We start from the raw sequence: 15009 nt of genomic DNA, 5'->3' as shown, positions 1-15009 counted from the left end.
AAGCGACGAAACCAAGATTTGTGGGGTTAACGGGCTATAGGCGCGCCCGGCGCGCCTGGGCATGGAAGCGAGAAAGTGCAGAGTATGCACAGGCAATCTCTTATTGGCCCAATTGAAGGAGATATATGACGCGGAAATGGAGATTCGAAATCCTGCTCCTCTTACTTGTCATATTTGAAAATCCGGATCGGGCCCCAGCCCAGGCGAATCCGTCAAAGAAACTTCCCAGCGTTGTAATTTTGGCTACCGGAGGAACCATCGCCGGGGCTGCTCCCACTGGGACTCAAGCGTCTTATACATCCGGCGCGGTGACCATCGATGCAATGCTTGCGGCTGTTCCCGGGATCAAGGATATCGCCAACATAAAAGGTGAACAGATTTCAAATGTCGGATCGCAAGATATGACGTTCGAAATCATGCTTACACTGGCCAAGCGAATCAATGTCCTGCTGTCGCAGAACGATGTCGATGGCATTGTTGTAACCCACGGCACGGACACAATGGAAGAGACTGCATTTTTTCTCAACCTTGTAGTAAAGAGTGAGAAACCGGTAGTCCTGGTGGGCTCGATGCGGCCCTCAACTGCGCTCAGCGCGGATGGGCCATTGAATCTTTTTAATGCAGTTGGTGTGGCGGTCGATCCGAATGCAAAAGGACGAGGAGTGCTTGTGGTTATGAATGACTGGATTCACGGAGCACACTCTCTCACCAAGACGAGTACAACCGCTGTTCAAACCTTTATGTCTCCCCTGCGCGGCTTGGTTGGTATTTGTAACTATGGGAAAAACGATTTCTTCAATACGCCACCTTGGAAGCACACGACTGGAAGCGAATTTGACATCGCTGGCATTTCCAGAATGCCTCGTGTGGACATTCTTTATGTTTATGCGGATATGTCTCCAGATCTGATTGATGCTTCTACGGCAAATGGCGCAAAGGGAATCGTCATCGCCGGAGTCGGGAATGGAAACATGAACAAGGCATCGCTGGAAGCCGCGGAGAGAGCCGTCAAGAAGGGGGTGGTGGTAGTCAGAAGCAGCCGCGTAGCAACAGGAAGCGTCGGACGTAACGTGGAAGTGAACGATGATGAAATGAATTTTGTAGCGTCTGACGAACTTAATCCGCAAAAGGCTAGAATTCTGCTGGCCCTGGCCCTGCTTAAACCACGCTCCACCTCAGAAATCCAGAACCTGTTTTACATCTACTGAGCAGTTGCCCACACGTGCACCTCTCATTGGAACTTGGGGTAGGCAAAACATGGATACCAGAAATACAGTTCAGGTCTCGCCTCAGAAGCCCGGCAGCCAAGTTACAAATACTCGAATATCGCAACGTGTTGCCTCAATCGACTGGATGCGCGGGTTTGTTATGGTGCTCATGGTCATCGACCATGCTTCGATGGCATTCGATGCCCACCATTTAGATAACGACTCCGCGATATATGCGGGCGCAAGCACGATGGCTCTCCCCGCGGCGGAGTTCTTCACACGGTGGATCACGCATCTGTGCGCGCCCACTTTCGTCTTTCTCATGGGAACCTCTCTGGCCATAAGCGTGGAACGCCGGGTAGTGAAGGGCTTCGATGCATGGGAAATTGATAAGGGCATGCTGACGCGCGGCCTGATCATTGCGCTTCTTGATCTGACTGTCATCTCTCTCGGTTCCGGCCACTGGAATTTTGGTGTGTTATTTGCAATAGGCACATCGATGATCTGCATGGTACCTCTTCGACGACTGCCCACATGGGCGTTACTATTTGTGGCCGTCGGCTGGATGTTCCTTGGAGAGATCGTGACTGGCTGGGTCTGGACACCGCCCGGCAATTCTTCTGTGCCGGCTGCGTTAACCGTGGCGAACTATGCAAGCGACATCTTAGTCATCAAATACCCGGTGATTCCCTGGCTGGCCATCTCAGTCCTCGGTTGGGTATTCGGCCGGCATCTCATTCGTTTCGCTGCCGGTCAGAGCACGGTTTCGGGGCGGAATGTATTGTGGATTTGCGGCATCGTGAGCCTGATCATGTTCGCAGTAGTGCGGGGTTTTGCCGGTTATGGCGACATGTTTCTACATCGCTCGGACAATTCCTGGCAGCAGTGGCTGCATGTCAGCAAGTATCCACCGTCGCTCACTTACTATTCACTGGAGCTTGGCATTCTTTTCCTCTGCCTTGCCATGCTAAGGGCACTCGAATTGCGCATCGGCACTCGCGAAAATGGACCGTTCTATGTGTTTGGGCAGACCGCAATGTTTTTCTATATCGCGCATCGTCTGGTGCTGGAAGTGCCAGCAACGTATTTTGGCCTTCGAGACATTGACGGCATGCGTGCTACGTACGGTGTCTCCGTCATAATGCTTATCCTGCTCTACCCGGCGTGCCGCTGGTATCGAACGGTTAAGGCTGCGCATCCGCGCTCAGTTTTAAAGTACCTGTAGCCGAATGTATCAAGAGGATTTAGGGATGCATCTCGAATCCAGATAGCGACAATCGAAGCCACTCGGGAGGTGCGAGTGAGTCAACAAACCGGCACCGGAAAATACGAACAAATGTTGACAAAGTGCAAGAACCTGAAGCCGGTTCCGACCGCAGTGGCACACCCTTGCGAAATGTCTGCCCTATCAGGCGCGGTTGAGGCAGGGAACCTCGGACTCATTGTTCCCATCTTGATCGGACCGCGCGACAAGATCGAAGCAACCGCCGAATCTGCGGGAATCGATATAAGCGGATATGAAATCGTGGATACTCCCCACAGCCACGCATCTGCGGCAAATGCGGTGGAATTGGTGCGGGAGGGCAAGGCAGAACTCCTGATGAAGGGCAGCCTTCACACGGACGAGCTAATGGCTGCAGTCGTTTCGCGCGAAGGAGGGCTTCGCACCGGGCGCCGAATCAGTCATGTGTTTGTCATGGATGTTCCCACATATCACAAGGTGCTGTTTGTTACTGATGGTGCAATCAACATCGCTCCCACACTGGAGGACAAGGCAGACATCTGCCAGAACGCAATTGATCTCATCATCGCGCTAGGTCTCAAAAGGCCTAAGGTTGCAATCCTGGCGGCGGTTGAAACAGTAACCTCGAAAATGCCAGCCACGATAGACGCCGCTGCGCTTTGCAAGATGGCTGAACGAGGACAGATCACGGGCGCAGTTCTCGATGGTCCGCTGGCATTTGACAATGCAATCAGCAAGCAGGCAGCGGGTACGAAAGGCATCCACTCTGAAGTTGCCGGTGATGCTGATATTCTTCTGGCTCCGGATCTCGAAGCGGGAAACATACTTGCCAAGCAACTAAGTTTCCTTGCGAACGCTGACAGTGCCGGGCTGGTATTGGGCGCGAAAGTACCGATTATCCTTACCAGTCGCGCCGACAGCGTGCGCGCTCGGATTGCCAGTTGTGGAGTGGCAATGCTGGCCGCTCATGCACGCCGCAAGAAACGATAGGTAACTATGGAAGACTACACACTTGTGCTCAATGCCGGCTCATCGAGCCTGAAGTTTTGCTTCTTCCGGCGGCTCGACGAAAAGAATTGGGAGGTTGCAGCCCGTGGCCAGATTGAAGGTATCGGAACCGTACCGCAGTTTTCAGTAAGAGACGCTCAGGGCGCCGTGCTCGTGAAGAGCAATTTAACCGCAACGGTTACGGACGGACAATCTGCGATTGAAGCGCTGGCATCGTGGCTCCGTTCGAAATGGGCAGGAGCGCGAGTATCAGGTGTTGGTCATCGCGTTGTTCACGGCGGCGTTCAATATGACCGGCCGGTGCTGCTGACAAAGCAAATTCTTCAACAACTGCATGAGTTAGTTCCTCTGGCCCCATTGCATCAGCCTCATAATCTGGCGGCAATAGAGGCCGTCTTCAATCGTCTACCCGATGTGCCACAGGTCGCATGCTTCGATACGGCCTTTCATTCCGGCCATTCCCAAGTCGCAAACCTGGTGCCACTGCCGAGTAATCTCTGCAAATCAGGTCTGCGGCGATATGGCTTCCACGGTCTGTCTTATGAATACATCGCATCTGTTCTACCGGAGATATGCCCGGACATTGCCAAGGGGCGGGTCATCGTCGCCCATCTTGGAAACGGCGCCAGTCTGTGTGCCTTGAAAGACGGGAAAAGCATAGACAGCAGTCTGGGCTTTACCGCCCTTGACGGATTGTGCATGGGAACGAGGCCCGGTGCACTTGATCCTGGTGTAGTTCTGTATCTTTTCCAGAGCCTTGGACTGGCAGCCAAAGAAGTCGAAACCATCCTCTATAAGCAATCAGGTTTACTTGGGATTTCCGGTATCAGCAATGACATGCGTGATCTTCTTTCCAGAAGTGAGCCAGAAGCCTGTCTCGCGGTGGATTACTTCGTGTATCGCGCAGTCAAAGAAATCGGCGCCCTGACTGCTGTCCTGGGCGGCATCGACGGCCTCGTGTTCACTGCAGGTATTGGAGAAAATTCGCCAGAGATTCGCAAGCGAATCTGCGTAGCTTCTTCATGGCTGGGTCTGGAACTGGATGCACAAGCCAATGCCAGTGGAGGGCCGAGGATCTCGACTCAGCAAAGCAAAATTTCGGCATGGGTAGTGCCGACCAATGAGGAACTGATGATCGCGCGACATACATGGTTGCTACTTGGATTGATGCAGCCGGTTTCCTGACCGGCAGAACAGGGAAAGCCCTGTCATAGCTATCGCCTCCTCAAACCAGATTGAACAGAGACAATGATTTCACGATGGCACGGGATTCAGGATCGGTCTCTTGTAGAGGGAGATCAACGTTCGTGATTTTTAGCCAGCAGAACTACGATTCCTCGGTAGGCGCGAAGCCGTTGAAGAAGTCTGCACACAGTTTCGAGGCAAAGGTCTAAGAACCTTCTAGCTGCTTGCGACTAATACTTGGGCCCTTCGCCAACTACAGATCTGACAACCAGCCAATACCTACTGTCAAGATTGACAGTTCACACAATGAGGTAAGCGCCTTAGCATCGGTGTGGATTCGCGAAAACGATGAGATTTGTACTGCAACAACTAACGTTGAAGCAAGAGCAGGGAACTCGATGGACTGGAGATTGGATATGAAGAAAATTTCATTTATCTGGATGGCTCTGATGCTCATGCTTGTGAGCAGTGCCATCGCTCAGGATGTTCGCTACAACTTCGACAAAGACACAGATTTCTCGAAGTTTAAAACGTATAAGTGGGTCGCCCTCAAAGGTGCGGCCACAGTCAACGACCTGGTTGATAAGCAGATCAAGGACACTGTAGATGCTCAGTTAGCGACGAAAGGGCTGAGCAAGGTGGACACAGATAACCCTGACCTGCTCATTGGCTACCAGGCAGGGATTGGCACTGAAAAACAATTCACATCATACGATACCGGTTGGGGCTATGGCCCAGGTTGGTATCGGGGTGGATGGTACGGTGGGGGAGGCGGCATGACAACTGGACAAACGTCGACCATCTACACCGGGCAGTTGGCTCTGGATATGAACGACTCCGCTAACAAGGATTTGGTGTGGCGCGGCATTGTGAGCAAGACCATCGATCCGAAGGCGAAGCCCGACAAGCAGCAGAAAAATCTCACAAAGGCAATTACGAAACTCCTGAAAAACTATCCGCCAAAGCCAAAGAGCTGATGTGATCAGTGAAAACGCCTGAATATTCAACGTGAAGACTTTTCTTACTCCGTTGGAAGATATTCACTCGCCCACACTATGACGCGAGGTAAATGGGTACATCTTGCTCCTGTGATATCTCTGAGCGGATAGGCCAGAGTTTGAAGATCAGTAACGAAAGGAATCGATCATGACAAGGTTCAATCTGCCCAAGGTCACACATCCTGCGATCCTAATGCTTGTATGCCTCACACTCCTGAGCACAACACTCGCCGCTCAAGAAACCGTAAAAATCGAAGGCCTGATCAAAGGACGAAGTGGGGACAATATGATCGTGCAGACAACGGATAATCCGGATCTCGTCGTCGAGCTGACGGATGGCACCGATGTAGCCCAGCTGCAAGGAATGTTTAAGGCTCGCAACAAGAAAATGTCCATGGCAGCTCTCATTCCGGGCCTGGCCGTTAAGGTGGAGGGCTATTATCACGAAACCCGGCTCATCGCCAGAACGGTAAGGTTCAAGGGCGATGATCTTAAACAAGCCGCAGCCATCCAAGCGGGTATGCATGAAACCCAGCAGCAGGCCCAGCAAAACACTGCCGAGTTAGAAAAGCACAATGCGGAACTGAAGGCTCAGAACGAAGCTTTACAGCAGCACCAGGAGGCGATCGCCGCAAATAAAGCGGCCGTTGATGCTGCGGTCGCCCGCTTTGGCCAGTTGGACGATTACTACATTATGGACGAGGTTACAGTCTATTTCGACAATGGTAAGACAGCTGTCGATCCAAAATACAATTCTCAGTTGCTGGCCCTGACAGAGAAGGCCAAAACAGTGAATGGTTACATGATCGAAGTAAGGGGGTACGCTTCGGTAACCGGCAGCGCAGCCATGAATCAGAAACTTAGCGAAGACCGAGCTAACAATGTGACAAATATCCTGATCCAGCAGGGGAAAGTCCCTCTCACCAGAATGCTGGCGCCGGGTGCAATGGGGGAGAGCGAACAAGTCGGCAATGCAAAGTCGACGGAAGGACAGGCGGAGAATCGCCGCGTAGTTGTGCGGGTGCTCCAGAACAAAGCCATAGCCGGAGCCTAGGAGGCGAAATTGTCGCCTCAGTCAGGGGAATTTAGGGCGGCGAAGTTCTGAAATCAGGAAGGACAAGACTACCTGGCGGTGAATTGGAGTCAGGGGCGAACCATTCTCCAGTCTCAAATTCCCTGCTGATAGGGAAAAATACAGGGAAGTTTTCGATTCTCGACCCAAAGTTACAGCAGAGAAATCCTCTACAGCTTTGACTGTCCAAGCATTTACGCATTCCCCCGCTGATTTGGATGCACTTCGAAACAGGGAATTATCTAGGCCATATCAGGGAAATAATCTCTCCAGGTACGGCGGTTATATTGCTGGCAAGGATCCCGACTCATCGCATTTCCGGAACCAATCAGATGCGTATTTACGAATGAGGCAGGCGTGGACTGCCTTTTCCCTATCCTAGCGCCGAGCCGTGCTACTCCGGATCGGATGGGTGAGTCGTGAGCGTTATCCTGATTGGCATGGAGCGACGGGAGTTTCTTTGGGCGTCGGGTATGGTCGGTGGTTCGCTGATTGCGTCAACGGCTTCGGCGATGCCGGCGGCTGCTGGTTCTTCTGAATCTTCGCGAAGCATCAAAAGTGAATTCGCGATTTACCAGGAGCGGCGTCGCTGGGAACTCTGGAACCTGCTCGGCGATCTGCCCTGGAGCCATGAGGCTGCCCCACCGCAGCTGGTGCGGGAAGAGAAGCATGACGGATACACTCTGGAGCGCTGGATTCTGGACCTTAATGGTATCGAGCCGGTTCCGGCCCTGCTACTCCTTCCCGATCGTCGCCAGAACCCCGCTCCTGGACTGCTCTTTATCCATTGGCACGCCGGACAATATGACTTGGGCAAGGAGCAACTGCTTCGGGGAACGAGTGTCCAACCAGCGTATGCTCCGGTTTGCGCGGAAAAAGGCCTGGTGACACTCGCCATCGATAGCTGGTGTTTCGGCGAGCGTAAGCATGAGCCGAATGGGCATGAAGGTGAAGAAAACACGTTCAAGCAAATGCTATGGCAAGGGCGAGTGCTGTGGGGGATGATGATGCTGGACGAGTTTCGAGCCCTCTCGTATCTGGCGGGACGTGCTGAGGTGGATCCGTCGAGGCTGGGCGCGTTCGGAATGTCCATGGGCGCCACCAAGGCGTGGTGGCTCGGTGCACTTGATCCACGGGTAAAGCTGACCATGGATGTCTGCTGCTTGACCGATTACGAGTCCCTGATTGAAGCTCACGGATTGAGCGGCCACGGAGTTTATTACTTTGTGCCTTCGCTGCTCAAGCATTTCAATACGTTTCAGATTAATGAGTTGACGGTTCCGCGACCTCATCTCAGCGTGAACGGACGCCAGGATCCACTTACTCCGCCGGAAGGAGTGGAAAAGATCCGGAACAAGTTGCTGCCGTTGTATCGCACCTATGGGCGCGAGCAAGACTGCCAGATTGAGCTTTTTGACTGTGCGCACGAGGAGCTACCGGAAATGCGCGAACAGATATTGACATGGATGGATCAATCCCTGGTGTCGCATTCAAGTTGATCTATTGTCGGTGGCTGCCGTTACTTAAACGATGTTGATCGAAGTGGTATCGCCGCCGATATCGGCGCCTATTTGATCGCGCGCCGTATGGCTTCAAACATCTGAGCGGTCTGCGGTGAGATTGAGCCATCCTGGTAGATCTCAATATCAAAAAGAGGAACGTTTCTTCGGCTCATCGCATCCTTGATCTTTACAATCATGATCTCTGCTGAGTACCTGGGTGGACCGATTGGAGTGTCGGATTGGAAGTGACCCCAATCTTCATCGACTATGGTTGTGATCTGACCTTGAAGACCGGCTTGAGGCCCGCCGGTAAACTTTCCTGTTCCTCCAACCGGAAGATATCCATCACCATTGATCATTTCTTGGGAAAATGCGTTTTCACCTGCATAGACTTCATAGAAATCATTCAATCGTGGAAGGATCCAACTGTTGTAGGAAATCAATCGAGCTGGATTACCGCTCTTGGCTGCGGCAGTCATCTCTTGCCACGGCGCATTAAATGGATAATAGGTGAAGGCTGCATCGTCAAACCAGACCGGACAGTCTTTGCCCGCCAGCCGATAGACAAGATCTCATCAAGAGTCGAATCGGCACCTGCCGGCTCGTGGCTGTAATGCAGTACAACGTCGGCTCCTTGACCAGAAAGCCTGACGGAGTCTGGGCCCGGATCGGATCACAGAGTGGCTCAAGAGTGGTGCCAACATGAATCGGATGCTACCTGCTTTAGCGCACCAGCGAAGAGTTGCCGACATTGTCGCTAGCAGGGCCGAAAAAATATCAGACATGAAGACGAAAAGTGAACCACAGTGAAGTTTCCTAGATAGAACTTCTTACGAGGTGGTTCGCAAAGGATTAAACGTAAGGTTAGCGAGGTCTCGAACCGCAGAGAACCTTCTGGCCAAAAACCTGACTCATCCCAAGGGAGAAAATGGGTATTCTGAAGCGGTTGATCCGCCTATACTGATTCTCTGTTTTCAGCAGAATTCACGATTCGCCGCCAAATCCGGGAAATGAGGAGAGAAAGACTACCTGGCGGGGGAGAGTCATTCGAATCCTCGATAGAACTTTTTTGTCGCCGGTTCGAACATCTTCTGGAACTCTTCACTCCAGACAGCAATCGAACTTCACCACCAAGGAAGCTCAGGAAAGCTGGGGCACTTGTCTACGTGGAGGTACTTCTTGCAACTGTCTACTGAAGGGTCATCAATGAAACGCTCACGTGCAAGAGCGATCAGGTTGTGGACGTCCAAAGCGTACACCGTGGTGACGATCCGGATCGTCTGGTCCGCACTCGCCGATGCTATCCGTTTTCCGTCCGGACTCCAAGCCACGCTATTCACGGAGTAATTGTGCCCGCGCAGCGTTAGCAATTCCTGGCCGCTGGCGGCGTCCCACACTTTTTCAGTGCCGTCGTCACCGGCCGTCACCAGCCGCTTGCCGTCTGGACTCCAGGTGACGCTTTTCACTTGGCGCGTGTGGCCGCGCAAGGTCTGCAATTCTTGCCCGCGGACCGCGGCCCACACCTTTGCGGTGCGATCATCGCTCGCCGCAGCCAGCCGCTTGCCGTCCGGGCTCCAGGCAACGCTCCTCACTTCGCTCGTGTGGCCGCCTATGGTCAGCAATTCCCGGCCGCTGGTCGTGTCCCACATACACACATCATCGCCATTTGCGGTGGCGAGCAGCTTGCCGTCCGGGCTCCAGGCCACACTCCTATCGCCAGAAAGGGTCAGCACTTCCTCTCCACTGGCTATGTCCCCATATCTTCACTGTTTCGTCGGTGCCGGCCGTGGCCAGCAGCTTGCTGTCCGGGCTCCAAGCCACGCTATTCACATAATTCGGGAACGGCAATTGATGACCCAGCAAGCCACTCATCTTAGGATCCTCTTTTGCCCATTCCTCATTCTCTTTTTCTTCCTCCTTCTGACGGACCGCATTGTAATTTTCGCCGCGCAGCGTCAGCAATTCTTTGCCGCTGGCCGCGTCCCATATCTTCACTGTTTCGTCATCGCTGCCCGTGGCCAGGTGCTTACCGTCCGGGCTCCAGGCCACGCAGTTCACTTCCTTCATGTGACCGCGTAAGGTTTGCAATTCCTTGCCGCTGACCCCGTCCCACACCTTTGCTGTGTGGTCATCGCTCGCGGTGGCCAGGCGCTCGCCGTCCGGACTCCAGGTGACGCAATTTACAGAACCCCGGTGGCCGCGTAGGATGAGCACCTCTTGGACGCCATCCACGTCCCACACTTTCGCCGTCTTGTCCCCACTAGCGGTCGCCAACCGCTTTCCGTCCGGACTCCACGCCACGCTGTCTACCGGGCCGGTATGGCCACGCAGGGTCAATACTTCTTGTATGCTTACTGTGTCCCACACCGTTGCTGTCACGTCACGGCTTGTGGTAACCAGCCGCTTCCCATCCCGGCTCCATGCCACACTGGTATTGCCAGGAAAGACCAACCCTTCCCGTCCGCTGGCCGCATCCCAGATCTTTGCTGCATTGGGATCGCTCGCGGTTACCAGTCGCTTTCCGTCCGGGCTCCAGGCCACGTAGTTCACGGAGCCTTCGTAGCCGCGCAGGGTTAGCTTCGCGTGGGAGGCTAGGATGGTGCGGCGCAACTGCTCTTCAGCATCTTCTAGGACAGTATGGCCCCATGGCCAGGTCACTGCTACACTCTCCGCTGCGATCAAAAGGGAAAGCTCGGGGTCGGTGTCCTGACTTGCAGTCGACGCCGAGACCAACTCCCGAGCGAGCGTTCGCTGCCAATATGCGCCGACTGCAGCGGCTCCCGCCAATGCGAGCAACCCTCCGACGGCTAAGTACAAGCGGCGAAGTCTTTGAGTGTGCCGTTGCGCCCTTTCGAGTTCTCCAGCTTCCCAATACACGCTTGCGTGGATGTACTGCTCGTGAAGCTCCGTTGGTTGCCGGGTTTTGATTGTCGACGCTTGCTCCAACCATCGAACGGCTTCTCGCAGTTCCGTTCCATGCAATAGAGATCCGTTGTCCCGAGAGTGGGATTCCCACCTCGCGGCACGTAAGCCAAAGCGGGTATGCTGGCGCACCCACTCCAGATCGGTGTCGATGGCTGTAATTAACCGTTGAAATGTCCGCCCCATGCCAAGCACCGGATAGTTGATCCATTGGATTTCCTTCAAGCCAGGCAGCAGCTCCTCGTGGTCAACTGGACGGTAGAGAATGGTGACAATCCGCTTCTTGCCGGCCACGGCATGAGCGACTTCCTGTCCGCACATCTGGGAGCGAAGGGAATCGGCACTTATGATGAACACGAAATTGTCGGCGGCTTCGATGGCGGCAAATATTTCCGCCCGCCACTTGGCGGGGTCAGGAATGCTGCGCCAGTCTATCCAGGTCTCGCGCTGTGCGTTCTGGAGGGCGGTGTTGAGATCGCGAGCGAATTCCTGATCCACTCGCGCGTAGGATATGAATACCTCAGTCATCGTCGCTCCGCAGCCCGAAGCCAGTCAGGTGAATAGTAGCATCTGCCTTAAAGGCCTTAGAGTATGCCCCATCATTTCTTTGCCATGGGTCCAACAGCAGTATCTTGGCGTGAATGGCCAATCTTCGACATCTAAAACTCATCGGACAGGGAGCGGAGGCGTGGAATCCAATGGCGTAGCAATCTGATATTCGATTCAGACCTTAGCAACTCGGACCGTCAGATGCCGGACCTCAGGAAATCGAGCCTCAGGAGGGCGAACCCCCAAATTTGGGGATTTTGGGGTCCAAAAAAGTTCCGAATCGAGGAGAGACAAACTACCTGGCGGTGGATAGAGTCGGGTTGGTCGGCGACTCAGAAGTATCAATTCATTGAAACGTTCTTGACGCTCGCGTCACTTTCAGGTAAACAGAAAAGGGATTTTGCACGCCTGCGAAGCGGCGAACGTCCGAAATTTTCTCCCGCGCTTTCCAGGCCCGCCCTGTTATTCGGCCCCGAAAAACATTCCACTCTGCCCAAGCTGAGGTCGGGGCACACCTATCCTTCCTCGGAAGCCACGAAGGAGTATCACGTGAAAGCTAGGTTCGCCACAGTTCTCGCACTGGCCATAGCGGCGTCGGTGAGTTCGCCGCAGAGCCACGCGCAGCAGAGAAATGCCAAACCCGCCACGACCCCATTTCCGCACAAGGTGCTCTACTATCACCCGCACAAAGAGCCGATGACTCCGGAGGCCATGGAGCTGATCCAGTCGCAGGTGACAGCTTCCCAAACCATCCCTTTGTGGAGCTACTCAACCGTAGCGCAGGATGGCAAGACTTACACGGGGTCGATGGTTGGCCGGAGCCCGTTTGCTCACGGTCATCGTATCACCACGATCCCCACCTATCTTGTTCCTGTGATCTTGACCTTTCAGGACTCCGGAGACGTTTTCGATCCGACCACTTTCGACGGCTGTGCTCCAGCAAACGAGAGCGTTATTCAACTCATTCAAAACTCTCCGCTCATCGGCAAACCCAACTTCACTATCAACGGAGTAAACGTCGGCATTGGACAATACCTCGATGAATTCCAGCGAGCAAATTTCTGGGCCAAGGTCGGTGGAACGCCATACCATACCACCTTCAGCACGAATCCGACTGTGCTTGCACCGGTCCGCGTGACAGTTCCAGCTGCCCACGGCGTAACCATCTCCTTCCTGAATTTTGGGGGGTGCATGGACACGGCCGAAATGGACATCGACTGGTGGGACAACGAGGTTCAGACAGTTATCATACCCATGTTGGCGGCCGACGGCGTTGGCCCTGCAAATTTCCCCCAGTTCATCTTCGACAGTGTTGCCGAGTACATCGGCGGCAATCCCTCCAATTGCTGCGCTTTGGGTTATCACAATTCTTATTTGAACGGCGGAGTCTTTCAAACATACTCCGTCAATGAATATGACAATTCGGGAGCTTTCGGCGGTGACACGAGCGTGATGAGCCATGAAATCGCCGAATGGTTGGATGACCCTTCCACCTCGAATGCTGTTCCTGCGTGGGGCGGAGAAGGCCAGGTGGCAGCCGGCACGTGCCAAGACAACTTGGAGGTGGGTGATCCATTGAGTCCGGGATTCGGCACGCCCACGAACCCATTTACCTTCACGAATACGTCAACCGGAGTCAGCTACACGCTGCAGGAGCTGGCGTTCTATTCCTGGTTTCTCGGTTCGAAGCCGTCACTTGGCGCGGGAGGAAAGTACTCCGATAACGGCACTTTCAGCGGCTTCGCCAAAGCTTGTCCGCCGGGAGGTACAAACTGATGTTCACTTCAGCGTGCCTTTTGCAATCAAGCTTGCCCCTCATCTGGAAAAGGCTGACAGAGGCGTTCAATCGCAATTCTTTGATGAAAGCCGGCAGCATAGTGGCTTTTTCCTTGAGTCTATCGGGAGCGAGCGCAGATACCCTCAAGCAGATCACCTCCAGTTCCGCGCAAGCCGCCAACGATACCCTCGCATGGTCTCAGAAAGGGGCTGATGGCACCGTATTGGCGGCAAGCTTCGGTGCCACAACTTCGATGTCCAATTCTGTCACGGTGGGCATGAGCGCCGCCAACAGCATCATCTCGGTGGTCTGCCCTGCCACTCCATGCAGTTGGACTGGGACCGGGTTTACAGTTAGCCACTCTCTTTTGTGGAGTTCCGATGCCGGAAACGGCGGAAGCGGACCCGTGACACTAACTTTCTCGAAAGGCATTTCGGGAGCCGGAGCGTTGGTTCAGGCAGATCTTCCCGGTGCCTTCACGGGCGAGATCCAGGTATACAACGGAACCACGCTCCTTGCCACGTACACAGTATCAAGTGACACAGCGGGCGATCCGGTATACCTTGGCGCCCTCGATGAGTCTGGACCGAACATCAATAAGGTTATCTTCAGCCTCACCGCGTGCGCTTCCTTGTGCACGGACTTCGGCGTCGACACGGTCAACGTCAACGCCACGACTGCGGCTCCGGTGGTCACGCTGACACCGACTGCCCTGACGTTCGCAACCACGGCGGTTGGTTCCACCACCGCCGCGCAGGTGGTGACGATCAAGAACACGGGCACGGCCACGCTGAACCTGACGTCGGAAACCATCACCGGCACCAACGCAACCTCGTTCATCAAGTCCGCCACAACGTGCGGAACGACACTGGCAGTAGCCGCCACCTGCACTGTCTCGGTGGCATTCAAGCCAGCCGCGGCGGGAGCACTGAAGGCCGCACTCTCGATTGCTGATAATGCAGCCGGGTCGCCGCAGGCCGTCACTCTCACCGGCACCGGCACCGCTCCGGTGGTCACGCTGACACCGACTGCCCTGACGTTCGCAACCACGGCGGTTGGTTCCACCACCGCCGCGCAGGTGGTGACGATCAAGAACACGGGCACGGCCACGCTGAACCTGACGTCCATCGTGTTGGGTGGAACAATTCCAAATCGCTCGTGAAGATTGGCACCTGCGGAACTTCGAACCTTCAGTCCCATTGGAGTGCGAAACCGGACTTCGACGGAGGCCATCAGAGAGAAAGACCATTCGAGGCTTGATTTCCTCTTACGCGATTCTCTGGCAGACGTAGTATTCGCTGCTTTGCGGCCAAATGCGGGGATTTCGGGGCAAAAAAGTTCCGAAACGAGGAGAGAAAGACTACCTGGCGGAGAGAGAGTCCTTACAACCTAAAATATAAGTCTTTCATTATCAAAATAACCGCGCCCTGAACTTAGAAAGATACCCCCACAAATACCCCGAAAAATGGCTCCCTACCGTTTTACGCCCACACTCAGGTTTTCTCCGGCATTTACCGAGAGCTTTCTACTATGCGCCCTGCTGTC

At 54.3% G+C, this 15009-nt stretch carries 12 protein-coding genes; 9 read left to right on the top strand and 3 right to left on the bottom strand.

The annotated features are described in order from the left end of the window. Positions 1-125 precede the first annotated feature (125 nt). The 7 genes from VEV40_RS02120 to VEV40_RS02090 all read left to right on the top strand — a co-directional run bounded on the left by VEV40_RS02120 (position 126) and on the right by VEV40_RS02090 (position 8213). A complete protein-coding gene (locus tag VEV40_RS02120; protein WP_324829801.1) occupies positions 126-1208 on the top strand; it encodes a type II asparaginase in 1083 nt (360 codons plus the stop codon). 49 nt (positions 1209-1257) lie between these two features. Continuing rightward, positions 1258-2433, top strand: coding sequence for a DUF1624 domain-containing protein (locus VEV40_RS02115; RefSeq protein ID WP_324829799.1), 1176 nt, complete (start codon positions 1258-1260; stop codon positions 2431-2433). A gap of 75 nt (positions 2434-2508) precedes the next feature. Then, positions 2509-3441 (top strand): bifunctional enoyl-CoA hydratase/phosphate acetyltransferase, encoded by a 933-nt coding sequence (locus VEV40_RS02110; protein WP_324829798.1) that lies wholly within the window; start codon positions 2509-2511, stop codon positions 3439-3441. A 6-nt stretch (positions 3442-3447) separates the two neighbouring features. After that, the gene (locus tag VEV40_RS02105; RefSeq protein ID WP_324829796.1) at positions 3448-4644 is read left to right on the top strand and encodes an acetate/propionate family kinase; all 1197 of its coding nucleotides are present in this window, start codon (positions 3448-3450) and stop codon (positions 4642-4644) included. A gap of 416 nt (positions 4645-5060) precedes the next feature. Beyond that, positions 5061-5621 carry a DUF4136 domain-containing protein gene (locus VEV40_RS02100; protein WP_324829794.1) on the top strand — a complete coding sequence of 187 codons (561 nt, stop codon included), beginning with the start codon at positions 5061-5063 and terminating at the stop codon, positions 5619-5621. Between the two features lie 169 nt (positions 5622-5790). Beyond that, positions 5791-6696 carry an OmpA family protein gene (locus tag VEV40_RS02095; RefSeq protein WP_324829792.1) on the top strand — a complete coding sequence of 302 codons (906 nt, stop codon included), beginning with the start codon at positions 5791-5793 and terminating at the stop codon, positions 6694-6696. A gap of 437 nt (positions 6697-7133) precedes the next feature. Next, complete coding sequence (locus VEV40_RS02090) at positions 7134-8213, top strand: dienelactone hydrolase family protein (RefSeq protein ID WP_324829790.1); 1080 nt, start codon at positions 7134-7136, stop codon at positions 8211-8213. Positions 8214-8281: 68 nt separating this feature from the next. On the opposite strand, the gene VEV40_RS02085 is transcribed toward VEV40_RS02090, so the two are convergent. The 3 genes from VEV40_RS02085 to VEV40_RS02075 all read right to left on the bottom strand — a co-directional run bounded on the left by VEV40_RS02085 (position 8282) and on the right by VEV40_RS02075 (position 11666). Continuing rightward, positions 8282-8695, bottom strand: a complete 414-nt coding sequence (locus VEV40_RS02085) for a hypothetical protein (protein ID WP_324829788.1) — start codon at positions 8693-8695, stop codon at positions 8282-8284. Between the two features lie 645 nt (positions 8696-9340). Further along, entirely contained in the window at positions 9341-9922 is a 582-nt protein-coding gene (locus VEV40_RS02080; RefSeq protein ID WP_324829786.1) for a WD40 repeat domain-containing protein, read from the bottom strand. Between the two features lie 4 nt (positions 9923-9926). Then, on the bottom strand, positions 9927-11666 hold the full coding sequence (locus VEV40_RS02075) for a toll/interleukin-1 receptor domain-containing protein (RefSeq protein WP_324829784.1): 1740 nt from the start codon (positions 11664-11666) through the stop codon (positions 9927-9929). A 570-nt stretch (positions 11667-12236) separates the two neighbouring features. Here VEV40_RS02075 and VEV40_RS02070 point away from each other — a divergent pair. Both VEV40_RS02070 and VEV40_RS02065 read left to right on the top strand, forming a co-directional pair. Beyond that, complete coding sequence (locus VEV40_RS02070; protein WP_324829783.1) at positions 12237-13463, top strand: hypothetical protein; 1227 nt, start codon at positions 12237-12239, stop codon at positions 13461-13463. Between the two features lie 113 nt (positions 13464-13576). Beyond that, on the top strand, positions 13577-14626 hold the full coding sequence (locus tag VEV40_RS02065; protein WP_324829782.1) for a choice-of-anchor D domain-containing protein: 1050 nt from the start codon (positions 13577-13579) through the stop codon (positions 14624-14626). Positions 14627-15009: the final 383 nt, after the last annotated feature.

The sequence above is a fragment of the Alloacidobacterium sp. genome, from assembly GCF_035631355.1.
GTDB lineage: Bacteria > Acidobacteriota > Terriglobia > Terriglobales > Acidobacteriaceae > Alloacidobacterium.
The sequence above is the reverse complement of the archived record's forward strand: the minus strand, read 5'-3'. Positions and strand labels throughout refer to the sequence as shown.